This is a genomic window from Rahnella sp. PD4, from assembly GCF_049199325.1.
Lineage (GTDB): Bacteria > Pseudomonadota > Gammaproteobacteria > Enterobacterales > Enterobacteriaceae > Rahnella > Rahnella perminowiae.
Window position 1 is genome coordinate 504,987 of the sequence record NZ_JBLZQF010000003.1, and the last position, 23,591, is coordinate 528,577.

Consider the following 23,591-nt stretch of genomic DNA (forward strand, 5'->3'; position numbering starts at 1 on the left):
AAATACTTGCTCAACACCAGGGGCCTTATGTCAGATCAATCTGCAAAGAATAATAAGGAGAATCCGCTAAAGGATATTGGCACGCTCATCGTAATGATTCTGTTGTCTGTTTTAGGCGCAATCATCGGTGTTCAACTGATTACCACGTTGGGTGTTACGCCAAATACGTCGATTATCGGCGCACTGTTTGCCATGTTACTGGCGCGCATTCCGATGCAGGCTTTTCACCGTTACCGTTCTGTTCACACACAGAACCTGGCGCAAACCGTGATCTCCTCCGCAACCTTTGGTGCGGCAAACAGTTTGCTGATGCCGATCGCTATCCCTTATGTCATGGGGCAGCCGCAACTGATCATGCCGATGTTTACCGGTGTGGCTGCAGCGATGTTACTTGATGCCTACCTGCTTTATCGGCTGTTTGACACCAAAGTGTTCCCGGCCAGCAATGCCTGGCCACCCGGTGTTGCCGCAGCTGAAGCGATCAAAGCCGGTGATAACGGCGGACGTCAGGCCTGGCTGCTGGTTGCAGGCGTAATTGTCGGGCTGGGCGGCGCGATGCTGAAAATCCCGATGGCGGCTTTTGGTACGGCATTTATCGGCAACATCTGGGCGCTCAGCATGTTTGGTATCGGCCTGCTGATCCGCGCGTATGCGCAGCCGGTTGCCGGACTGGATCTCAACGCCTTGTATATTCCGCACGGTATGATGGTCGGCGCGGGGCTGGTGTCTCTGCTGCAGGTGATTCAGGTTGTGCGTGCTAAAAACGCTGATGCCAAAGCCACGTTTACTCAACCGGCGAAAGAGGTGTGTAAAGCGCTCGGCCTGGGCGCATTCGGTTATATCGCCATCGCCGCACTGCTGGCGCTGGCGGGCGGGTTGTACAGTGAAATGTCGGTCGGCATGCTGATTGCGTTCGTGATTTACGCTGCGTTTGCCGCCTTCTTCCATGAGCTGATCGTAGGTATTGCCGCGATGCACTCCGGCTGGTTCCCTGCCTTTGCTGTGGCGCTGATTACCTTAATTATCGGCATTCTGATTGGCTTCCCGCCGCTGGCGTTGTGCGTGCTGACCGGTTTTACCGCCGCAACGGGTCCGGCATTTGCGGATATGGGCTTTGACCTGAAAGCCGGATTCATTTTGCGCGGTTATGGCAAAGATTTGCAGGCTGAACTTTATGGCCGCCGGATCCAGTTATTCGCCGCACTGCTGGCATTTATCATCGCCATTCCGGTGGTGTGGTACGCTCATTACGGTTATTTCGCCCAGGATTTAGTGCCGCCGGTTGCGCGGGTTTATGCCAAAACTATTCAGGCCGGAGCCCAGCCGGGCATTGCGCACAGTCTGCTGATCTGGGCAATTCCGGGCGCATTGATTCAGCTGATTGGCGGCCCGAAACGTCAGCTTGGCGTGCTGCTGGCGACCGGTTTGTTGATCAACAGCGTCATGGCCGGATGGGCCGTGGTCTGCGGCATCGTATTGCGCATTATCATTATCCGCATCTGGGGTGAAAAAGGGCGTACGCCCATGGAAGTGCTGGCGGCGGGTTTTATTGCCGGTGACGCACTCTACAGCTTCTTCACCTCGATTTTCAGTGCCAAAAAGTAGTGAGTACCGCACCAACACCAGGGCTGATGTTCAGCCAGTATTAAACACCTGACTGTTCCCCGACGAACAGCGCCCGCGACCGTTTGGCTACTGCGTGATATACGCCGGTCGCGATGTTTTAAGAGGGCTTTGTGATGAGTTTGCAGCAGACACTAACGGTATTCGAACTGATTGACAGTGCGCATGTCAGTGGTCAGGACATTGTGGACTTATTTGCCCGCTATCCTGAGATCACCGCCAGCACACACCGCGCTGACGGCCCGAAAGGTGGCACTGATTTTGTGCGTATCACCATACCAGGCAGCCAGGGAAAAAGCCGTGGCGGTACAGCGCCAACGCTGGGGATTATCGGCCGCCTGGGCGGGATTGGTGCACGCCCGACGCGTATCGGTCTGGTTTCTGATGGTGATGGTGCGATTGCCGCTGTCACCAGCGCGCTCAAGCTTGCTGACATGCAGCGCAAGGGGGACGTACTCGAAGGCGATGTGATTGTTACCACCCATATTTGCCCGAACGCACCGACCCGCCCGCATGATCCGGTCGATTTCATGGATTCGCCGATTGATGACGTGACCATGAATGATAATGAAGTGGTTGACGGCGTTGACGCCATCCTGTCCATCGACACCACCAAAGGCAACCGCATTATCAGTCACAAGGGATACGCGATTTCGCCGACGGTGAAAGAGGGGTACATCCTGCGTGTTTCCGAAGATTTGCTGCGCATCATGGAAATGACCAGCGGCAAACCGGCGGTCACTTTCCCGATTACCACGCAGGACATTACGCCTTACGGCAACGGTGTGCACCATCTGAACAGCATTCTGCAACCGTCAACGGCGACCACCGTGCCGGTGGTCGGTGTGGCTATTACGGCGGAATCGGTTGTACCGGGTTGTGGCACCGGGGCAAGTCATGAAGTGGATATCGCGCTGGCGGCAAAGTTTGCCGTTGAAGTTGCGAAAGAGTTCGGCCGCGGCACCTGTCAGTTCTTTGATGCCGATGAATATCAACTCTTGTTGTCGCTGTACGGAAGCTTGCGTCACCTGCAAAACCGGAAGTAATACGATGATGACACCTTTTGCGACGTTAACAATCGGACAGGCGCCACGTAGCGACATTATGCCGCTGTTGATGGCACATCTGCCGGCCGGGTCAGTCACCCATGTGGGTTTACTCGACGGGTTAAGCACGGAGCAAATAGAACAGCGTTATGCCGCTGTTGAGGGTGAGGCGGTACTGGTCACCCGCCTGCTGGATGGTTCGCAGGTCACGATGGCGGCACACCGTGTCGAGCGCGGATTACAGGAAAAGATCGACGTCATGGAAGCCCTGGGTTGCATGACCATTCTGCTGCTTTGTACCGGCCAGTTTCATCATCTGCAGGCTAACAATGCGCTGCTGCTGGAGCCTGACCGCATTATTCCCCCTCTGATCGGTTCAATGGTCGGGCAGCACCGTACGGGCATTGTTGTGCCGGTTGAATCACAGGTGGTTGAACAGGCGGACAAATGGCGCAAATTAGCCAAATCCCCCTGTTTTGCGGTTGCCAGTCCGTATCTTTCTGACGACCAGGAACTGAAGGAAGCCGCGATGTGCCTGGCTGAACAGGGAGCGGAAGTCGTGGTGCTCGATTGCATCGGCTTTAATCGCCATCACGTTGATGTGCTGAAAAAGCATCTGAATATTCCGGTGTTGTTATCGAATGTACTGATGGCAAAACTGGCTGCGGAACTGGTGGTTTGAGGGGATGACTGACGGGCAAACAGCTACCCACAATGGCACTGTGCGACGGTAAAATCAAATCAGCGCTACCGCTTTGCGTGCGGTGTCGTTTCGTGCGGATAAAGCCGTAATAATCAGTGACAGAAGAGGCTTTCTGCCCCTAATATGAAGGCTCTGAAATTTATCGCAAAGGGCCAATCTATGTTGAAAAATAATGAGTATTTTGACGGGAAAGTGAAGTCGATTGGTTTTGACAGCGAAAGTACGGGTTCAGCCAGTGTTGGCGTGATGGCCGTCGGTGAATATACTTTCGGCACCGCAAAGCCGGAAGAAATGACCGTAATCAGCGGCTCTCTGAAAGTGCTGATCCCAGGTTCTCCGGACTGGCAGGTCTTTAAGCCAGGCGAAACCTTCTACATTCCGGGTAAAAGTGAATTCAACTTACAGGTCGGCGAAACCACATCGTATCTCTGTAAGTATTTAACGAAATAGTTATTCAGACACAGTCGAAACAAGAAAGGCGCCAATGAGCGCCTTTTCTTATTTTTGCGGACTGATTTTTGCAGACTGAGAAAATTATCGCTGAGCTTCGCCGCCTAACGCTTCGATCAGGTTCTGGATCAGCGCTGCCAGTTCACCGGTCATCAGCACGAAATCGGCATCGAAACGGCCGGCGAAATCTTCGCGGTCAATATCTTCGTTTTGATCACGAATGACATCGCTGAATTTCAGGCGTTTAATACTGCCGTCGTCCGCCAGCATCAGCGCAATGCGTTCCTGCCAGTCAACGGCCAGTTTGGTCACCAGTTTGCCATTCTCGATATGTGTGGCAATTTCGTCGCTGACCAGCGCCTGCTTCTTACAGCGGATCACACCGCCGTCTTCCAGAATCGCTTTGAGTTCGGCTTCATCCTGCAATGCGAAACCGGCCGGGGTATCCCCTGAACGCACCCATTCGGTCAGCGTCAGTTCGATCGGACTCTCCATGGTCAGCGGTACCACCGGCAGCGAACCGAGGCTTTTACGCAGCAGCGCCAACATGTCTTCCGCTTTCTTGGCACTGGCGGCATCAACCATGATCAGGCCGTTAACGGTGTCGATCCACATGAATGTCTGGCTGAAACGGCTGAAGGCGCGCGGCATCAGACTGTGCAGTACTTCATCTTTCAGAGAATCTTTTTCAGTCTTCTTCAGCTTACGGTGTTGTTCACCTTCGAGCTGTTCAATCTTGGCCTGGAGTTCCTGTTTGATCACCGGAGAAGGCAGGATTTTCTCTTCTTTACGGGCGCAGATCAGGATCTGACCGCCGTTGACATGCGTCAGCGCATCGCCACCGTGAGAACCCATCGGTGAGACCCAGCCGGTTTTCGCCATGTCCTGGCTACCGCACGGAGTAAAGGTGAAAGCGCTGAGCTGTTTTTCCATTTCATCAGCAGATAACGAAACTTCACGGCTCAAACGGTAAACTAATAAATTCTTAAACCATAACATGGCGTTATCCCTGTCGCAGCGCACTCGTAGTACGCTGAATAAATGAATGCAGGGCGGCATGATAACCAATTGAGCGTCAGTCGTCGTTAAGAAATCGCCGCACCCTGTAACATTGCATAACAGCTTATTCTGGTGACAGTCGCGTCTGGCTTCTAAACTGAATAAACTCAAAAAAACTGACCCTGGCAAAGTGTAAAAGGAGAACACCACGTGCGAATTGGCATTGATTTAGGCGGCACAAAAATAGAAGTCATTGCGTTATCTGATGAAGGTAAAGAGCTGTTCCGTAAACGGGTCGATACCCCGAGAAATGACTACGAACGCACGCTCAAAGCGATCGAAGGACTGGTGCTGGACGCTGAAAAAGCCACAGGCCAGCGCGGCAGCGTAGGGCTGGGGATACCCGGCACTCTGTCGCCTTTTACCGGTAAGGTGAAAAATTCCAATTCGGTCTGGCTGAACGGACAACAGCTGGATGAGGATCTGGCCCTGCTGTTAAAACGCGAAGTGCATATTGCCAATGATGCGAATTGCCTGGCGGTGTCAGAAGCCACTGACGGCGCAGGGGCGGGCCGTCAGACCGTATTTGCGGTGATTATCGGCACCGGCTGTGGTTCCGGTGTGGCGCTTCACGGCGCGGCGCATGCGGGCGGTAATGGCAATGCCGGGGAATGGGGACATAACCCGCTGCCGTGGCAGGATGAAGAGGAAATTCAGTTTGCCCGTGAGGTACCGTGCTATTGCGGGAAATCAGGCTGCGTCGAAACCTTTGTTTCCGGCACCGGTTTTGCAGAAGACTACTTCCGTTTGTCCGGTCAGCGGCTGAAAGGCGCTGAGATCATTGCGCGGGTGGAACAGGGGGATGAAACCGCAGAACTGGCGCTCGGACGCTATGAACGCCGTCTGGCTAAGGCGCTGGCGAACGTAGTAAATATCCTCGATCCGGACGTGATTGTCTTCGGGGGAGGCATGAGTAATGTGGATCGTTTGTATCAGACGGTGCCGCTGTTGATTAAACAATGGGTGTTTGGCGGAGAATGTGAAACGCCGATCCTCAAAGCCGTTCATGGTGATTCGAGCGGTGTGCGCGGCGCGGCCTGGCTATGGCCGCAATCGCGCTTTGCGTTGTAAGCACCAGAAATAATCATGAGTAAGTCACAGGAAAAAAAATCGCGCCCCTGTGACTTACCGCCGTTGCCCTTCAGAGCGCCATTTCGCGCTTAAAGACTTCCAGAGTATGTGCCTTGACGCGGATAAATTCCGGATGGCTCATGATTTCCGATCCACGCGGGCGCGGCAGGTCGAACGGTACGATTTCCGCAATCTGCGTCGGTCGCCGCGTCAGCAGTAAAATCTCATCCGCCAGGAACACCGCATCTTCCAGATCATGTGACACAATCAGCATCGTGACGCCAGTCGCCAGTTGCACTTCCTGCAATTTATCGCGGATAAACAGCGTCATCTCGAAGTCCAGCGCCGAGAAAGGTTCGTCGAGGAACATCACTTCCGGACGCGTCGCCAGCGCCCGCATGATACATACCGTTTGCTGCTGGCCGCCGGAAAGCTCATACGGATAGCGTTTCAGGTCAAAGCGGATATCAAACATCTGCGTCAGCTCCTCAACCCGTGCATTCACATCGGCTTTGCTCATGCCATGGCGGACCAGTGGATAGGCGATGTTGGCGCGCGCGCTCATCCACGGAAACAGCGCATCGCGGTAGTTCTGAAATACGTAGCCGATGGTGGTTTGTGCCAGCGTTTTGCCGTCAAATAAAATATCGCCCTTATCGACCGGGATCAGCCCGGCGATCATATTCATTAAGGTCGATTTTCCACAGCCATTCGGGCCGAAGATCGACACAATTTTGCTGCGCGGCAGATCCAGATTGAGATCGGTGTAAAGCGGTTGCCCGGCAAAGGCTTTGCTCAGCCCGCGGATTGTCACATGCGTGTCGGGGCGCGTGGCGTATTGAGGCAGCTTCGGGCCTTGGTAGTCAGGGTTCAGCGAGAGAGGTTGCGTCATGCTTTGCTACTCCAGTGCACAGTTTTTTTCTCGATCAGTAAAAAAGCCAGATTCAGCAGATAGCCCAGCGCACCAGTGATCAGGATCGAGGCGTACATATCTTTGATATTGAAAACCTGCTGGGCATCAATGATCCGATGACCGAGGCCGGTTTCTGAACCGATAAACATTTCGGCGACAATCACGATCACCAGCGCAATCGACACGCCGGTGCGCAGTCCGACAAAGGTTTGTGCCAGGCTTTCCATCAGCATGATGTCTTTGAAAATATGCCAGCGGGAAATACCCATCACTTTGGCGGCCATCAGGCGGGTTTTTTTGGCATTCATCACGCCGTATGCACTGTTGAACAGGATGACCAGCACGGCAGCAAAGGCGGCGATGGCGATTTTGTTGGCATCCGTAATGCCGAAAATCAACATAAACAGCGGGATAAGCGCTGAGGATGGCGTTGAACGGAAGAAGTCGATCAGAAACTCCAGGCTGCGGTAAACTTTTTCATTGCTGCCCAGCATGACCCCCAGCGGCACACCAATGACCGCGGCAAAGGCAAAGGAAACCAGCGTCCGGTAGAGTGTGGCGCCGATATCGGTGCGCATGGACGCATCGGAAAATGACCGGAACATATAGCCAAGTGTCTCGACGGGTGAGGGCAGAAGCACCGGATTGAGCCATTTCGCACTGACGGCCAGTTGCCAGAATAAAAACAGCAGTACCGGGCCGATCAGCGGCAGTAATCTTGAAGACCAGCGTGAAGTCATTCTGTTTCCCCTCATCCCTGATAAATCAGTGAAGCGACATCCACCGGCTTGCTGAAGATTTTCCTTTCTGTAAAGACGTCATAAAACTTCTGGAACCATTGCAGGTTGTCGCCTTTTAAACCGGAATACATCACAAAGCCCGGCAGCGGCACTTCCTTCACCAGCGCCGGTTCAATGCTGGTGTAACCGGCGACATTTTCGCGCGCTTTGTCAGGGTGAGCCGCAATGAATTCCACCGCTTTCTGATAAGCGGCAATAAACTTTTTGGTTTCTTCAGGCTTGCTGGCAATAAAGCTGGCGTTGAGTGCTGCGGCACCGCCAAACCACGGTGCGTCGGCGTTGCCGAGCACATATTTAGAAATCACGCCGGTTTCCAGGGTGCGGGAAAGATTTTTCATCCGCCCCACGGTGCCGGTCGGTTCGAGCGTGTATACACCGTCAATTTGCCCGGCGGCCAGGGCAGGTGCGTGTTGCCCCACCGGCAGTTCGATCACCGACGGGTTAGTGAAGCCATTTTTCTCCAGAATAATTTTCGCCATAGTGACGTTCTGGATCCCCGGGCCGCAGGCAATTTTCTTGCCTTTCAGATCACTGATAGCCTTGGCCGGGCTGTTCAGTGGTACCAGAAACTCATCTAACACCAGCGTGTGGTTTGACGGATTAGAACAGATAATTTTAAACAGACCCGGTGAGGTAATGGCCCCCAGTCCCAGCGCGCCGGTTGCGGTACCATTCGCGCAGCCGTGGATCCTGCCGGTGATCATCCCTTCAACAATTTGTTGTGCGCTGGCGAATTTCACCCCTTTCACATTCAGCCCGACCTCTTTAAAAAAGCCCTGTTCAAGTGCCACGTACAAGGGTAAACCGCCGACAATCGGCCAGTAGCCAATACGGATTTCATCGTCGCCGGCTGCAAAAACCGACGTCGGGATCATGCCACCCAGGGTTGAAACGCCACCGGTAATGGCAAGCCATTGCATCAGCTGGCGGCGTTTTTTATCGACCGGACGGCATTCTGGTTTGATGTTTTTCATGGGCGGTTCCCTTAGCGGTTATGGATACATTGCAACTTGTACTGCAACTTGTATACATAACGTTAAGCACAGGGCATGCCAGTTTGTTAACGGGCGGGAAGCGGCCTAAATTCAGCAGGTTGACAAAGGGATACGCACTGCGCTGGTGCGATTTTTGGGCGCCTGCTCACAATCAGGATCCACGGCAGGGCATATCGCTAGCAATATTTTTAGCGACATGCCCCGCAAAAGATCGCGGTCAGACTTTAAATTCACTGCTTAAACGGCTGATACCCAGACCATTCACTTTGGTGACTTTGATTTGTACCGGAATGCGATCTTTCATTGCTTCGACATGGCTGATCACGCCGATGGTTTTACCCGAGGCGTTAAGGCTGTCGAGGGCATCCAGTGCCGTATCCAGCGTGTCGGCGTCAAGCGTGCCGAAACCTTCATCAAGGAACAGAGAGTCGATGCGGGTTTTGTCGCTGACCAGATCAGACAATGCCAGCGCCAGCGCCAGGCTGACCAGGAAGCTTTCGCCGCCGGACAATGTGCGGGTGTCACGTAGCGCATCGGCCTGCCAGGTATCGACCACCTGCAACTCCAGCGCATCGCTGGTTTTGCGCTGTAACAGATAGCGCCCGTGCAGTTTTTCCAGCTGGCGGTTCGCCAGATAAACCAGATGATCGAGGGTCAGTCCCTGCGCGAATTTACGGAATTTCGCCCCGTCACTGGACCCAATCATCTGATTGAGATAACCCCAGTCATCACAGGTCAGCTGTGCCTGCGCTATCTGAGCAATCAGCGCCTGTTGTCCGCTGTGGCGCTGCTTGTCGCTTTCCAGTTGGTTCTTCACTTCGCCCAGACGTTGTTGTAACGCTTTCAGTTGTTGAGCCAGTTCCGTCTGCTGCACGGTCAGGGCATTAAGATCACCGTCAGATTCACTCAGATGAGCAGGGCGGACAAGACGATGCTTTTCCAGCATATCTCTGGCGTCAGTCAGTAATGCCTGAGCCTGTGCAAGTTGTTGTTGCAGATGTTCTTTGCGTTGCTGCAGCTGTTGGCGCAGCACGTCGTCAAGCAGCGCTTCTTTCACCGCGGCTTCATCGGCAAACCCGCTGGTGCTCAGCGCCTGTTGCCACACCTGTTCCGTTTGCGTCAGTTGTGCGCTGGTCTGTAATTGTTGCTTTTGCGCACTGGCCAGCTGACCGGCAAGCTGGTCGCGTTGTTCCTGCGCCTTATGCAGCGCGGTCTGGGCATCACTGAACGCTTTTTCTGCCGCCTGCTGTTGCTGATGTAAGTGTTCGCGAACCTGAGCCACCTGGCGCTCGCCGAACAGTTCGAGGCGCCGGGCATGAAGCTCAGAAAGCGCTTTTTCACCTTCGGCCTGTTGTTTTTGCAACCGGACAAGGTCTTGCTGAGATTTCGCCTCTATTTCTACCAGCCGCGTAATGCGTTCGGTCAGCAATGCACTTTGCTGTTGTACTTTCTGTTGGAGATTCAGGGCGTCAGTCAGGGCATCTTTCGCCTGTTGAAGTGCCCGTGCCAGCTGTTCGTGCTGGCCGGTCAGCGCCTGAGACTGCTGCTCTTCTTCGTCGCGGGCGGTCAGCCATTGCGAGATGTCAGTGGTGTCATGCAGGGTAAACGTCAGATTCAGCGGCATGCTGAGCTGTTGCCAGTTTGCCGTCTGCGCATTCAGTTGCTGCTGATCCTGCTCCATCAGGATCTGCAGACGTCTTTGCTGTTCTTTCAGGCTTTTGATCTTCGCCGCCAGTTCGATACCGCTGGCTTTTACCGCATCGAATTCAAGCTGCATTTTCTCGACGCGCTGTGCGGTTTCAGAAGGTTTGATCTCCTGATAGTGTTCAACCGCCGGATGCGAGGTCGAGCCGCACAACGGGCAGGCTTTACCGCTTTGCAAATTCGCGCGTTCAGCTTCGAGGCTGACGATCAGCATTTCCTGTTTATGCAGCGTTTTTACGTCGTTGAGATGTTCAAGTTGTGTCTGACATTGCAGGCGGATCTTATCCAGGCGCTGCTCTTCCTCAGCCAGTTGTACCTGATACTGCGCAAAATCTTGGTTTTGTTGCTGCACGCGCTGGTTAAGCTGCGGGAAAAGTTGCGCGAGCGAAAAAAGCTGTTGTCGCACCGGCCGGAGTTGCATCAGTTCTGTTTGCCGTTTCTGTAAGGCTGCCAGCGGATGCTGTTTTTCCAGAGCTGCCTGACGCTGCTGTGCGGCGTTAAGGGCTTCGGTCAGTGCGGTCTGCCGGGTTTGATGCTGGCGGTTTTCTTCATCCAGTTTTTGTCGTTCTGCCGTTATTTGCCGCAGTGTTGTGTTCTGGTCAGCGGCCTGTTTCTGCGATTCACTGACCGCCCGCTGTGTTTCTGCCAGTGATTTGTGCCACTGAGCGATTTCACCGTCCAGCGGCAGGATTTTTTCTTCGATCAGCGTTTGCATCCGGCGCTGTTCTTCGGCCTGCTTCTGACGTGCAGTTTGCGCCTGTTCTGCTGCCTGGTTCAGCGGCGCCATCTGCGCGATCTGCTGTTCCTGTTGCTGTATCAGTTGCGTCAGATGCTGCTGAAGGCGTTGTGACTCTTCCTGACAACGCTGACGGTCATTGAGTAACGGACGCAGTTTTTCCGCCGGTTCACTGCGTGCCAGCTGTTGTAACTGCGGCGCGGCGGCCAGATTTTCCTGCTCAGCGGCAGCCAGCTGCAACTGAGATTGCTGAAGTTTTTGCTGCACCTGTTGCCATTGTTGCAGCCAGTTCAGATCCCGCAGGCGTTGCTGCGCCTGTTGGCTGAGGCTGTTTTCCTGTGCGTTCAGTTCAGCATGCTGTGCCTCCAGCGTCTGGCGTTGTTCTTCGCTGAGCAGTTCGATGCCGGACATGCGCTGATGCAGACCGTCGAGTACGATGCGCGCTTCTTTATGTTGCTCAAAGACGCGCTGAGACAGCCGTCCGTAAATTTCGGTGCCGGTCAGTTCTTCCAGCAATTCGGCGCGGTCGTTGGCATCAGCATTCAGAAACGCGGCGAACTGCCCCTGAGACAGCATCATGGATTTGGTGAAACGGCCGAAATCCAGCCCGGTCAGTGTGGCGATGGCGTCGAGTTTGTCGCGCACTTTATCGGCCAGAATTTTGCCGCCGGCCAGTAACGCCAGCTCGACTTTCGGTGCCTGCAAGTTGCCATCCGGCGAATTTTTAGCACGACGCTGGCTCCAGAATGCGCGGTAAGCTACGCCTTTAACTTCAAACTCCACCTCAGCCAGCGATTCGGCGGTGTGGCGGGTCATCAGTTCGTTCTGGCTTGGTGTGATGTTCAGACGTGGCGTCTGATGATAAAGCGCCAGACAAATGGCATCAAGCAGGGTGGTTTTCCCTGCACCGGTCGGGCCGGTGATCGCGAATAATCCGTTGCTGGCGAACGGCTCGGCAGTGAAATCAATTTTCCATTCGCCTTCCAGCGAGTTCAGGTTTTTTAAACGCAGGCTGAGAATTTTCATTGTGCGCTGTCCTCTGCATTCTGACCGTGCGTGACCTGCTCAACAACCTGAGCAAAAAGAGTGCGCATCCGCGCCTGACGGGGGGCATCAGGGTCCGGCTCCAGCGCCAGCCGCCGTTCAAAGACGTCGCTGACGCTCAGTTCACTGAGGGTCTCTTTTTCCTGCTGCTCAATGCTGCTGATGCGCTGTTCTTTGCTGCGGCGCAACAGGACAACTTCCACCGGCAAATCCGCAGTCAGCGCCTGAATACGCCGCTGAATATCGCTGAGATAATCCTGCGTGGCGACTTCGATATCAAGCCAGACGGGTTTTTGTGCATCGCCGCCTTCGAACTGCGCCAGTTGCTTTTCAATTTCCGCCAGCGAGCCTTTGAGTATCTGCATGGGCTGGAAAACAGGAATTTCCAGCGTGTCGATGGCACTGAGCGTTGCCCCGTCGAAATCGAGCAGATACACACTTTTGGCTTTGCTCAGTTCGTCAAAGCTCAGGGCAATTGGCGAACCGCTGTAACGGATGTGGTGAGTTTTTGCGACGCACTGTGCGCGGTGAATATGGCCAAGCGCCACATAATCAACCGGCGGGAACGCCTGCGCGGGGAAGGCGTCAAGTGTGCCTATATAGATGTCACGCACGGAATCAGAAGTACTGACGCCAACGGTGGTCAGATGGCCGGTTGCAATAACGGGCAGCGGTATGCCAAGTTCATCACGCCTGGCCTGCGCGGCCTGCCAGAGCGCGTCATAATGTGCGGCGATGGCTTCCTGCAATGCCAGTTGTTTGTCGCTGCCGGACTGACCGGCCTGACTGGCCAGCAGATCACGCGGGAGTAAAAACGGGATGGCACACAGTACCGCGCCCGGTTTTCCGTCACGCTGACTGAGCACCAAAATCTGTTCAGACAGATTTTCGCCGACAGTGGCAATCACCCGCGTATTCAGGCAGGAAAGTAGCTCGCGTGATTCATTAAGTGTTGCGACGGAATCGTGGTTGCCAGCCAGTACCACCAGCTGACAGCCGGTTTGTTGTAATTCCACCACGAAGCGGTTATACAATTCGCGGGCATAACTGGGCGGTGATCCGGTATCGAAAATATCACCCGCGACAATCACGGCGTCGACCTGATGTTGCTGCACCTGACCGGTCAGCCAGCGCAGAAATGCCTGATGTTCGGCTGCACGGCTTTTGGTGAAAAAGTACTGGCCAAGATGCCAGTCTGACGTGTGGATCAGGCGCATGAGACTCCTGTATGAACCCTGGATGACGACAATGGGGCAAAGTATAAACGTCGGCGGGGGGAGATGTCCCCGATAAATCAGTCCAATTTCAGCGAGATGGCCGCTAATTATCTGTCATATTTGACTGTAATGAACCATTCTTTTCATTCATAAATCTGTCACAAAACTGACGCATAATGGCGCCCGCAATCAAATAAAAGATCGCTAACCTATTGGCAGGACCTACGATGGCTAGACGTATATTGGTGGTTGAAGACGAAGCTCCAATCCGTGAAATGGTGTGTTTTGTACTGGAACAAAATGGCTATCAGGCCGTAGAAGCTGAGGATTTTGATTCAGCGATTGGGCAGCTTGTTGAACCTTACCCTGAACTTATCCTGCTCGACTGGATGTTACCTGGCGGTTCCGGTATTCAGTTTATTAAGCATCTTAAACGTGAGGCGCTGACCCGCGAAATTCCGGTAATGATGTTGACCGCACGCGGTGAAGAAGAAGATCGGGTGCGTGGCCTCGAAGTCGGTGCCGATGATTACATCACCAAACCGTTTTCCCCGAAAGAGCTGGTTGCCCGCATTAAAGCGGTGATGCGTCGCATCTCGCCAATGGCGGTGGAAGAAGTGATCGACATGCAGGGTTTAAGCCTGGATCCCTCGTCTCACCGGGTGATGGCCAACGAACAGGCGCTTGATATGGGGCCGACAGAATTTAAGTTATTACACTTCTTTATGACGCATTCTGAACGTGTTTATAGCCGGGAACAGTTGCTCAATAACGTCTGGGGCACTAACGTTTATGTGGAAGATCGCACCGTAGACGTGCATATTCGTCGTTTGCGTAAGGCGTTGGAAACCAGCGGACATGACAGAATGATCCAGACTGTTCGTGGTACCGGATACCGTTTTTCAACGCGTTATTGAGTCCTCACAGCGGAGAATCTGTGTGCTAGAACGTTTGTCATGGAAACGATTGGCCGGCGAATTTTTTCTCTTTTGTCTGCCAGCGTTAATTCTCGGTATTTTCGTCGGTCATTTCGGCTGGCTCCTGTTTGTGTCGCTGGTTGCGGCACTGGGCTGGAATTATTACAACCAGCTTAAACTCTCTCACTGGCTGTGGCTTGACCGCAGTATTACGCCGCCGAACGGCCGCTGGAGCTGGGAGCCGCTGTTCTACGGGCTTAACCAGATGCAGATGCGCAACCGGCGTCGGCGTCGCGAATTAGGTCAGTTGATCAAACGTTTTCGCAGCGGTGCTGAATCGCTGCCCGATGCCGTGGTGCTGACCACGGAAGAAGGCAATATTTTCTGGTGTAACGGGCTGGCGCAGGATCTGCTCGGTTTCCGCTGGCCGGAAGATAACGGGCAACATATCTTCAACCTGCTGCGTTATCCGGAATTCCGGCTGTGGATCCAGACCCGCGATTTCAGTCGGGCGCTGAATCTGCAACTCAATAACGAGCATTACGTCGAGTTTCGCGTTATGCCTTATTCAGAAGGGCAACTGCTGATGGTGGCACGCGATGTCACACAGATGCGTCAGCTTGAAGGTGCCCGGCGTAACTTCTTTGCTAACGTCAGTCATGAGCTGAGAACCCCGCTGACCGTATTGCAGGGATATCTGGAAATGATGGAAGACGCCAAACTGGAAGAACCTTTCCGCACCAAAGCACTGGATACCATGCAGGAACAGACGCGGCGAATGGACGGGCTGGTGAAGCAGTTGCTGACGCTGTCGAAAATCGAAGCTTCAGCGAATATTGATTTGCATGAGAAAGTCGATATTCCGGTGATGCTCGGTATGCTCGAACGTGAGGTGCAAACGTTAAGCAACGGCCGGCATGAGGTGGTGTTTCGCATTAATGACAAACTGAACGTCTTTGGTAATGAAGATCAGTTGCGCAGTGCGGTATCGAATCTGGTGTATAACGCCGTCAACCACACGCCTGCCGGGACGCGGATTGAAGTCAGCTGGCAGCAAACGCCGCATGGCGCGCAATTCCAGATCAGTGATAACGGACCGGGCATTGCGCCGCAGCACCTCCCGCGCCTGACCGAACGTTTTTACCGGGTCGATAAGGCCCGCTCGCGGCAGACCGGCGGCAGCGGACTCGGGCTGGCGATCGTCAAACATGCGCTCAGCCATCACCACACCAAACTTGAAGTCATGAGTGAAGTGGGGGTCGGTACGCGCTTTATGTTTACGCTGGCACCGAAGTTGATTGTTCCTCCGGAACAGGCCAGCCAAAGCGATGTAAAGGGATAAAAATCAAGCCACAGCAACAAGCTGTGGCTTCTTTTAGCAAACGTTCATCAGCCATTAGACATCGCCTCTTTAATTAATCCAGTCCGAAGTTCTGCTTTGAGTTGCAGTTCTGTGACGTTGAGCAAATCTTTAGCAATGGCCTTATACAAAGACAAAAGTTTGTCGGGAATTTCTGGTCCCTTCTTACGGACACTGTGTTTCAGCCAGCCATCGATAAAAAAATCTTCTCCTCCAAACGGAAAGCGACAATGGCCCGGCCAAACCTTGATTTCGATCTCCCTGTCGGCGCAATTCTCTTCTTGTAAACGTTGCCGGACAAATCCACATCAAAAAGTCCGTTTGCCAGTTTATGTGCCGACGTGAGGATAACCTGTCCCGACAATTTGCTGGCGGTCATGAAGTCGTGAAAATCCTCTGTAACGAAAATACGTAAACAGTTCATGCTATCGTCCCTGGTAAAAACAACTGCAGTATTTATTACCACAGATCGTCATGAGGCAAATATTGTTCAGCATCATGAAACATCGCAAAGCGATCATGAATTTTATTCAAGCCTCATGAGGATTCCTCTGTTGCTCCGGAGCAATCTGCATGACAATATCGGTTTAAAGACGTTTAGACATCCAGATGTCTAAATATAACGCCGCGTAATTATTCACTATGTAAATCATTCGCATTCCGCCGCAAGAAGCGGGATGGCTAAAAGGAGTCATGCATGCAACGTACAACCCCTCCGTTCCGCGCTGATGTCGTCGGCAGTTTCCTGCGCCCTGCGGCAATTAAACAAGCCCGTAAGCAATTTCAATCCGGGGAGATTGATGCCGCGCAACTGCGGGCAGTAGAAGACGCTGAAATCCGCCGCGTGGTGGATTTACAGCGCGAAGCCGGTCTGCAAGTGGTCACTGACGGTGAGTTCCGCCGGGCGTGGTGGCACTTTGATTTCTTCGAAGGTCTTGAAGGTGTGGAAGGTTACGACGCAGTGCAGGGGATCCAGTTCAACGGCGTCCAGACCAAAGCACGCAGTATTAAAGTGGTCAGCAAACTCGGTTTCGGCTCGCATCCGATGCTGGAAGATTTCCGTTTCCTGAAAAGCATCAGCGGAACGGCGGTGCCGAAAATGACCATTCCAAGCCCGAGCGTGATGCATTTCCGCGGCGGACGTAACGCCATTAGCAAAGAAGTTTATCCGGATCTGAAAGAGTATTTTGACGATCTTGCGCAGGTTTATCGTGACGCGATTAAAGCGTTTTACGATGCCGGTTGCCGTTATCTGCAACTTGACGACACGGTGTGGGCGTACCTGTGCTCTGAGGATCAAAAGAAGCAAATCCGCGAACGTGGCGACTCTCCGGAAGCGTTAGCGCGTACTTACGCTGATGTGCTGAATAAAGCGATTGCCGGTAAACCGGATGATCTGGTGATTGGTCTGCATGTCTGTCGCGGCAACTTCCGTTCCACCTGGATTTCAGAAGGTGGCTATGAGCCGGTGGCGGAGATCCTGTTTGGTGGCGTGAACATCGATGCCTTCTTCCTGGAATATGACAACGAGCGTTCCGGTGGTTTCGAGCCGCTGCGTTTCATCAAAAAAGGCCATCAGCAGGCGGTCCTGGGGCTGATTACCACCAAATCCGGTGAACTGGAACTGGCAAAAACAGTAGAATCACGACTGGCAGAAGCCGCTGAATATCTGGATATTAACCAGATTTGCCTCAGCCCGCAGTGTGGTTTTGCGTCTACGGAAGAGGGTAACAGCCTGACCGAAGCGCAGCAGTGGGAAAAACTGAAGCTGGTGGTCGATATCGCTGCCCGCGTCTGGTAACCCCTGACGCGGTCGAAATTCAGCTTCAGGAATATGCTGAGTATTGTGCGTGAAATAACCTGCAGATGGTGATTTCACGCATTTTTTGTCTTATCTGGGCGTATCTTGTGCTTCGTTAGTTTAAAAATCATACATATCATATGGTGTGTTTTTGACGGTATTTAGTGAATATCCCTGCTTTGATATATTAATCTGGTCAAACACTCTGCTTTTTCGATCACGTCTTGCCTTTATACGCTATAAAAGTTTACCTTAGCCTTCGCTGTCGCTCGATACTCCCTGCATAACAACGTAATCATCTGCATATCATCAGGCGTTTTGCTCACTTCGATCCTTATATTGATGCTCTCTGACTTTTTCAGGACATTCATCCTTTTGACGACGTGGCGCGACGGCAGCATCGGACACTTTATTCATTTGAACAGGCAACACGACACCCATCATGAGTACTCGTTTAACAAATAAAGATATTCTGGCGCTGGGTTTCATGACCTTCGCCTTATTCGTCGGGGCCGGAAATATCATTTTCCCGCCAATGGTTGGCCTGCAGGCAGGCCATGACGTCTGGTGGGCTGCTGCCGGGTTTATGATTACCGCCGTCGGGCTACCCGTGATGACGGTCATTGCACTTGCGCGCGTTGGTGGCGGTGTGGATGCCCTGAGTACGCCAATTGGTCGTGGTGCCGGTATTCTTCTGGCGACCGTGTGTTATCTGGCCGTTGGTCCGCTGTTTGCTACGCCACGCACGGCAACCGTATCTTTTGAAGTGGGGATCGCACCGATGACCGGTGACGGCCCGCTGCCTTTACTGATTTACAGCGTGATCTATTTCGCTCTGGTCATTGGCATCTCTCTGTATCCGGGCCGTTTGCTCGATACCGTCGGACATTTCCTCGCGCCACTGAAAATGGTCGCGCTGGCGGCACTGGGTATCGCTGCTGTACTTTGGCCAGCGGGTTCTCCGATGCCAGCGGTGGATGCTTACCAGACGGTGCCGTTCTCCAGCGGTTTCGTTAACGGTTATCTGACCATGGATACACTGGGGGCGCTGGTGTTTGGTATCGTTATCGTCAATGCCGCGCGTTCCCGTGGTGTTACGGATGCCAAACTGCTGACCCGTTATACGGTTCTGGCGGGTCTGATTGCCGGTCTGGGTCTGATGCTGGTTTATCTCAGCCTGTTCAAACTCGGCGAAAACAGTGCTTCACTGGTGCCTGACGCGACTAACGGCGCGATTATTCTGCATGCGTATGTGGCGCACACCTTTGGTGGCATTGGCAGTTTCTTCCTCGGTGCGCTGATTTTTATTGCCTGCATGGTGACGGCGGTTGGCCTGACGTGTGCCTGTGCGGAGTTCTTTGCCCAGTATTTACCGCTGTCTTATAAGACACTGGTCTTCATTCTGGGTCTGTTCTCCATGCTGGTGTCCAACCTGGGGCTGAGCCATCTGATTCAGATTTCAGTGCCGGTACTGACGGCGATTTATCCGCCATGTATCGCGCTGGTTGTGCTGAGTTTCACCCTGCGCTGGTGGAACAGCACCACGCGTATCGTGGCTCCGGTCATGGTGGTAAGTCTGGTGTTCGGCATTGTTGATGGGATCAAAGCCTCTGCTTTTGCTGACCTGATGCCCGCCTGGACCGCTAACCTGCCACTGGCTGCGCAAGGTCTTGCCTGGTTACCGCCTTCATTATTAATGCTGGTGCTGGTGGGAATATATGACAAAATCAGCGGCCCGCGCAGCGTAACCGCGCATCAGTGATCATCGGGTGAATGTTCGAAGAGCTGAAAGCATGAATGTCTGACGAATGTTTCGCCAATCAGGCCACGGAGAACCCTTCCGTGGCTTTTTCATTGGCGGGCTAAAAGTCATTTTTTTAGAATACGATTTTTGATATCAAAAAAAACAACACGGGTTAACGCACATGCAGCAAGAAGCTGAACAACCAATCGCGCAACAAGAAGCGCCGGGCACGAAGTTAAAACGTGGCCTGACAACGCGCCATATCCGCTTTATGGCACTGGGCTCAGCCATCGGAACCGGTTTGTTTTATGGCTCGGCAGACGCCATTAAAATGGCCGGGCCGAGTGTATTGCTGGCGTATCTGGTCGGCGGAATTATCGCGTTTATCATCATGCGTGCCCTCGGCGAAATGTCGGTTAACAACCCGCAGAGTGGTTCATTTTCGCGTTATGCGCAGGATTACCTCGGGCCGATGGCAGGTTACATCACCGGCTGGACATACTGTTTCGAAATCCTGATCGTCGCTATCGCTGATGTCACGGCGTTCGGTATTTATATGGGCGTCTGGTTCCCGGATGTGCCGCAATGGACCTGGGTTCTCAGCGTGGTGCTGATTATCGGCGCGATTAATCTGGTCAGCGTAAAAGTGTTTGGCGAGCTGGAGTTCTGGTTCTCGTTCTTCAAGGTTCTGACCATCATTATCATGATCGTGGCAGGCTTTGGCATTATCTTCTGGGGCATCGGTAATGGCGGGCAGGCGACCGGTATCCACAATCTGTGGAGTCACGGCGGCTTCTTCAGTCAGGGGATCATGGGGACAATTTTATCATTGCAACTGGTAATGTTTGCTTATGGCGGCATTGAAATCATCGGGATCACGGCCGGTGAAGCAGAAAATCCAAAACAATCTATCCCTAAAGCCATCAACTCCGTGCCGCTGCGTATTCTGGTATTTTACGTGGGTACACTGTTTGTGATCATGTCTATTTTCCCATGGAATCAGGTGGGGACACAGGGCAGCCCGTTCGTGCTGACTTTCCAGCACATGGGTATTACCGCGGCGGCGGCAATCCTGAACTTCGTGGTGATCACCGCCTCGCTGTCGGCGATTAACAGTGATGTATTCGGCGTGGGCCGTATGCTGCATGGTATGGCAGAGCAGGGGCAGGCACCGAAAATGTTCAGCAAGGTATCGCGTCTGGGCACGCCGTGGGTCACCGTGCTGGTGATGATGGCGGCACTGCTGGTAGCGGTTTATCTGAACTACGTCATGCCGTCGGCTGTGTTTCTGGTGATTGCGTCTCTGGCGACTTTCGCGACGGTCTGGGTGTGGATTATGATCCTGTTCTCCCAGATTGGTTTTCGTCGCAAACTGAGCAAACAACAGGTGAAAGAACTTGAATTCCCGCTGCGAGGGGGTGTTTACACCTCCGTGTTCGGGATCATTTTCCTGGTGTTCATCATTGGCCTGATTGGTTACTTCCCGGATACCCGTATTTCGCTGTATGTCGGGATGGTGTGGGTAGTGGCATTACTGGTGGGTTATGCCTTCAAACGCCGTAACGATCGCAAGAAAGAAGCGCTGGCGCTGAGCAACAAAGCGTAAGCAAGCACTTACCTTCCGGTAAATTTTAAAGCCCTTGATATCAGATGATTTTAAGGGATTTTTACTGTTTATAAATTGTTATTAACCAAATCATTCGGGCTGTATCAAGGCAGTCAACGCAGAGACAGCCCGAAGGATGAAGGTTAATAGCCGATGGCGGCACCTGCAGGTCGCCGCACATCATTTGCACCGTAGAGATAACCTTCGCGAACCTTGCCTGACACTGCCGAGTCATTACCTGAGTTCGCCGATGTCACGCCAGCAGCCCCCGGTAACCCCACCATAATCAGCTCTGTCGCGCCCCATGGCGTCTGCTCCACCATCTTGTAACCCATCTTCTGCAGGATGTTCAGGCTGTCCTGAGAAACGCCACGCTGCTCATAATAGACCTCATCCGGCAGCCACTGATGATGAATACGGGGGGCATCCACCGCTTCCTGTGGTGCCATGCCGTAGTCGATAACATTCAGCGCCGACTGCAAAGTAATGGTGATAATACGTGATCCGCCCGGCGACCCCAGAACCATGAAGATTTTACCGTCTTTGGTCACCAGACTCGGGCTCATAGACGATAGTGGGCGCTTACCGGGGGCGATGGCATTTTTGGTTCCCTGTACCAGTCCGTACAAATTCTTCTCGCCGACTTTGGTCGTGAAGTCATCCATCTCATCATTCAGGAAAAAGCCCGTACCCGGTGCAATCACCACTGAACCAAAGCGGCCATTGACCGTATAGGTGGTTGAAACGGCATTCCCCATTTTATCGACAATAGAGTAATGGGTCGTTTCCGGCTTCTCGTGGGGTTCCATGCCAGGCTGAACCGCCGTCGAAGGCGTGGCTTTATCCGCTTCTATTTTCTTACGGATTTCTTCGGCATAGCTTTTGCTGACCAGACGGTCGACGGGATTTTTCACAAACTCCGGATCGCCGAGATAGGTATTTCTGTCCATATACGCATGGCGCATGGCCTCGGTAAGGGTGTGTATAGAGGCTGCAGAGTTGAAACCCATACTTTTCAGATCATAACCTTCAACAATGTTGAGGATTTCACACATCGTGACGCCGCCGGAACTCGGCGGCGGAGCCGATACGAATTTATATCCGCGGTAACTGCAGGTGATAGGGGCGTCTTCAGTGACCTTATAGTTCGCGAAATCGGCCGCTGTCAGGATGCCGCCACCTTTTTTCGCAGCGGCCTCAACCGCCGCCGGGATTTTGCCTTTATAGAATGCATCCGGACCGTGCCGGGAGATGGACTCCAGCGTGTTGGCTAAATCGGTTTGCACCAGTTTGTCGCCGGGTTGCAGCGGGCTGCCGTCTTTGCGCAGGAAAATACGAGCCGCTTCAGGATCTTCTTTGAAGCGTTTCACGGTGGTGTCGAGAATATCGGTATCGGCGCGGGTCAGCACAAAGCCCTGACGGGCCAGTTTAATTGCCGGTGCCATAACTTGCTGGCGCGTCAGTTTGCCATATTCTTTCTGCACCGTATCCATGCCCAATACTGTGCCGGGTACGCCTGCAGCGAGATACCCGTACAGGCTGGCACCTTTCTTCACGTTGCCGTCAGCATCCAGATACATATTGGCGCTGGCAGCAGCAGGCGCAGTTTCACGGAAGTTGATAAAGGTATCTTTACCGTTGGCAAGATGCACCGTCATGAAGCCTCCGCCGCCAATATTGCCACAGCATGGGTTAACGACAGCCTGCGCGTAGCCGACAGCCACGGCAGCATCGATAGCGTTGCCACCCATTTTCAGAATATCGACGCCGACCTGAGAGGCCAGATATTGCGAAGTGACGACCATCCCGTTTTTGGCTTCCACCGCAGGATTAGATGCGGCGCAGAGCGGGAAGCTGGTCAGCAAGGCCAGCGCGATGAGTGATTTCCGTAACATATAGGCTCCTGTTTATTACCCTGTCTTTTGAGTCATAACCTTCAGGTTATTGTGTGATAACGCTTTTTTGTTATTTTAGTCCGACCATTATTATGCAAACGTCGCGCCATGATGACGCAGCCTGACCGTTTTCAGCGTAGACCTAAATAACAGAGAGTGAGGAAGCGGGGAGGGAAAAATGTGATCGTGCAGGATAAGAGGCAAAAAAAACGGCCAGCGAGGCTGACCGTCATGCATCATAAAACCGTGAAGGAATTACAGATTTGATGCGTTTTCAGACAAATATTTGGCCACGCCATCCGGGGATGCGCCCATGCCTTTTTTGCCTTTTTCCCACTGAGCCGGGCACACTTCGCCGTGCTCTTCGTGGAATTGCAGCGCGTCAACCATACGCAGCATTTCGTCGATGTTACGACCCAGTGGCAGATCATTCACTACCTGGTGACGGACAACACCTTCTTTGTCGATCAGGAAAGAGCCACGCAGTGCAACGCCGGCGTCCGGATGTTCAATACCGTAGGCTTTCTGGATTTCGCGTTTGATGTCAGCAACCATCGCGTACTTAACAGGACCGATGCCGCCTTTCTCAACTGGGGTGTTACGCCATGCGTTGTGAACGAACTCGGAGTCGAAGGACACGCCTACCACTTCTACGCCACGATTCTGGAATTCTTCATAACGGTGATCGAAAGCGATCAGTTCTGAAGGACAGACGAAAGTGAAGTCCATTGGCCAGAAGAAGATAACAGTTGGTTTGCCTGCAGTGTGTTTTTTGAAGTTGAAGTTTTCAACTACTTCGCCGCTGCCCAGTACGGCTGCTGCGGTGAAGTCAGGGGCTGGGCGAGTTACCAGAACCATAATATTACTCCTTATGAAACCCAAGAGGGCGTCGTAGGTGAAAGGAAAG

At 53.2% G+C, this 23,591-nt stretch carries 19 protein-coding genes; 10 read left to right on the plus strand and 9 right to left on the minus strand.

Going from position 1 to position 23,591, the window contains the following annotated elements; all coding sequences use genetic code 11:
- Positions 1 to 27: 27 nt before the first annotated feature.
- The 4 genes from ACOZIO_RS11220 to ppnP all read left to right on the plus strand — a co-directional run bounded on the left by ACOZIO_RS11220 (position 28) and on the right by ppnP (position 3,822).
- Positions 28 to 1,605, plus strand: coding sequence for an OPT/YSL family transporter (locus tag ACOZIO_RS11220; RefSeq protein ID WP_129992104.1), 1,578 nt, complete (start codon positions 28 to 30; stop codon positions 1,603 to 1,605).
- A gap of 134 nt (positions 1,606 to 1,739) precedes the next feature.
- On the plus strand, positions 1,740 to 2,669 hold the full coding sequence (locus ACOZIO_RS11225) for a DUF1177 domain-containing protein (RefSeq protein WP_129952875.1): 930 nt from the start codon (positions 1,740 to 1,742) through the stop codon (positions 2,667 to 2,669).
- A 4-nt stretch (positions 2,670 to 2,673) separates the two neighbouring features.
- Positions 2,674 to 3,351 carry an AroM family protein gene (locus ACOZIO_RS11230; RefSeq protein WP_129992103.1) on the plus strand — a complete coding sequence of 226 codons (678 nt, stop codon included), beginning with the start codon at positions 2,674 to 2,676 and terminating at the stop codon, positions 3,349 to 3,351.
- Between the two features lie 180 nt (positions 3,352 to 3,531).
- Positions 3,532 to 3,822 carry a pyrimidine/purine nucleoside phosphorylase gene (ppnP, locus tag ACOZIO_RS11235; RefSeq protein WP_013576688.1) on the plus strand — a complete coding sequence of 97 codons (291 nt, stop codon included), beginning with the start codon at positions 3,532 to 3,534 and terminating at the stop codon, positions 3,820 to 3,822.
- A gap of 84 nt (positions 3,823 to 3,906) precedes the next feature.
- On the opposite strand, the gene rdgC is transcribed toward ppnP, so the two are convergent.
- Positions 3,907 to 4,821 carry a recombination-associated protein RdgC gene (rdgC, locus tag ACOZIO_RS11240; protein WP_129992102.1) on the minus strand — a complete coding sequence of 305 codons (915 nt, stop codon included), beginning with the start codon at positions 4,819 to 4,821 and terminating at the stop codon, positions 3,907 to 3,909.
- A 210-nt stretch (positions 4,822 to 5,031) separates the two neighbouring features.
- Between rdgC and mak the strand changes: the two genes are divergently transcribed.
- Positions 5,032 to 5,952, plus strand: a complete 921-nt coding sequence (gene mak / locus ACOZIO_RS11245; RefSeq protein ID WP_129992101.1) for a fructokinase — start codon at positions 5,032 to 5,034, stop codon at positions 5,950 to 5,952.
- Positions 5,953 to 6,022: 70 nt separating this feature from the next.
- Here the strand turns inward: mak and ACOZIO_RS11250 are convergent, their stop codons facing one another.
- The 5 genes from ACOZIO_RS11250 to sbcD all read right to left on the minus strand — a co-directional run bounded on the left by ACOZIO_RS11250 (position 6,023) and on the right by sbcD (position 13,361).
- Positions 6,023 to 6,844, minus strand: coding sequence for an ABC transporter ATP-binding protein (locus tag ACOZIO_RS11250; RefSeq protein ID WP_235173229.1), 822 nt, complete (start codon positions 6,842 to 6,844; stop codon positions 6,023 to 6,025).
- The gene (locus ACOZIO_RS11255; RefSeq protein WP_129952871.1) at positions 6,841 to 7,605 is read right to left on the minus strand and encodes an ABC transporter permease; all 765 of its coding nucleotides are present in this window, start codon (positions 7,603 to 7,605) and stop codon (positions 6,841 to 6,843) included. Before ACOZIO_RS11255 ends, ACOZIO_RS11250 begins: the two co-directional genes overlap by 4 nt.
- 11 nt (positions 7,606 to 7,616) lie before the next feature.
- On the minus strand, positions 7,617 to 8,639 hold the full coding sequence (locus tag ACOZIO_RS11260) for an ABC transporter substrate-binding protein (RefSeq protein ID WP_129992100.1): 1,023 nt from the start codon (positions 8,637 to 8,639) through the stop codon (positions 7,617 to 7,619).
- A 238-nt stretch (positions 8,640 to 8,877) separates the two neighbouring features.
- On the minus strand, positions 8,878 to 12,126 hold the full coding sequence (sbcC, locus tag ACOZIO_RS11265) for an exonuclease subunit SbcC (RefSeq protein WP_129992099.1): 3,249 nt from the start codon (positions 12,124 to 12,126) through the stop codon (positions 8,878 to 8,880).
- Positions 12,123 to 13,361 (minus strand): exonuclease subunit SbcD, encoded by a 1,239-nt coding sequence (sbcD, locus tag ACOZIO_RS11270; protein ID WP_421595279.1) that lies wholly within the window; start codon positions 13,359 to 13,361, stop codon positions 12,123 to 12,125. Before sbcD ends, sbcC begins: the two co-directional genes overlap by 4 nt.
- Before the next feature lie 227 nt (positions 13,362 to 13,588).
- Between sbcD and phoB the strand changes: the two genes are divergently transcribed.
- Positions 13,589 to 14,278: a phosphate response regulator transcription factor PhoB gene (phoB, locus tag ACOZIO_RS11275; protein WP_013576682.1), complete on the plus strand. Its 690-nt coding sequence runs from the start codon at positions 13,589 to 13,591 to the stop codon at positions 14,276 to 14,278.
- A gap of 22 nt (positions 14,279 to 14,300) precedes the next feature.
- Positions 14,301 to 15,620, plus strand: a complete 1,320-nt coding sequence (gene phoR / locus ACOZIO_RS11280; RefSeq protein ID WP_129952867.1) for a phosphate regulon sensor histidine kinase PhoR — start codon at positions 14,301 to 14,303, stop codon at positions 15,618 to 15,620.
- A gap of 199 nt (positions 15,621 to 15,819) precedes the next feature.
- On the opposite strand, the gene ACOZIO_RS11285 is transcribed toward phoR, so the two are convergent.
- Positions 15,820 to 16,062: a type II toxin-antitoxin system RelE/ParE family toxin gene (locus ACOZIO_RS11285; protein ID WP_421595280.1), complete on the minus strand. Its 243-nt coding sequence runs from the start codon at positions 16,060 to 16,062 to the stop codon at positions 15,820 to 15,822.
- Between the two features lie 273 nt (positions 16,063 to 16,335).
- Here ACOZIO_RS11285 and ACOZIO_RS11290 point away from each other — a divergent pair, with 273 nt between their 5' ends.
- From ACOZIO_RS11290 to proY, 3 genes are all read left to right on the plus strand, one after another.
- On the plus strand, positions 16,336 to 17,439 hold the full coding sequence (locus tag ACOZIO_RS11290; protein ID WP_129952864.1) for a cobalamin-independent methionine synthase II family protein: 1,104 nt from the start codon (positions 16,336 to 16,338) through the stop codon (positions 17,437 to 17,439).
- Between the two features lie 442 nt (positions 17,440 to 17,881).
- Positions 17,882 to 19,201: a branched-chain amino acid transport system II carrier protein gene (gene brnQ / locus ACOZIO_RS11295; RefSeq protein ID WP_129992097.1), complete on the plus strand. Its 1,320-nt coding sequence runs from the start codon at positions 17,882 to 17,884 to the stop codon at positions 19,199 to 19,201.
- Between the two features lie 163 nt (positions 19,202 to 19,364).
- Positions 19,365 to 20,789, plus strand: coding sequence for a proline-specific permease ProY (gene proY / locus ACOZIO_RS11300; protein ID WP_129992096.1), 1,425 nt, complete (start codon positions 19,365 to 19,367; stop codon positions 20,787 to 20,789).
- Positions 20,790 to 20,932: 143 nt separating this feature from the next.
- Here proY and ggt read toward each other — a convergent pair whose 3' ends face one another.
- Positions 20,933 to 22,684 carry a gamma-glutamyltransferase gene (gene ggt, locus ACOZIO_RS11305; protein ID WP_129952861.1) on the minus strand — a complete coding sequence of 584 codons (1,752 nt, stop codon included), beginning with the start codon at positions 22,682 to 22,684 and terminating at the stop codon, positions 20,933 to 20,935.
- A 255-nt stretch (positions 22,685 to 22,939) separates the two neighbouring features.
- On the minus strand, positions 22,940 to 23,542 hold the full coding sequence (locus tag ACOZIO_RS11310) for a peroxiredoxin C (protein ID WP_013576674.1): 603 nt from the start codon (positions 23,540 to 23,542) through the stop codon (positions 22,940 to 22,942).
- Between the last annotated feature and the right edge of the window lie 49 nt (positions 23,543 to 23,591).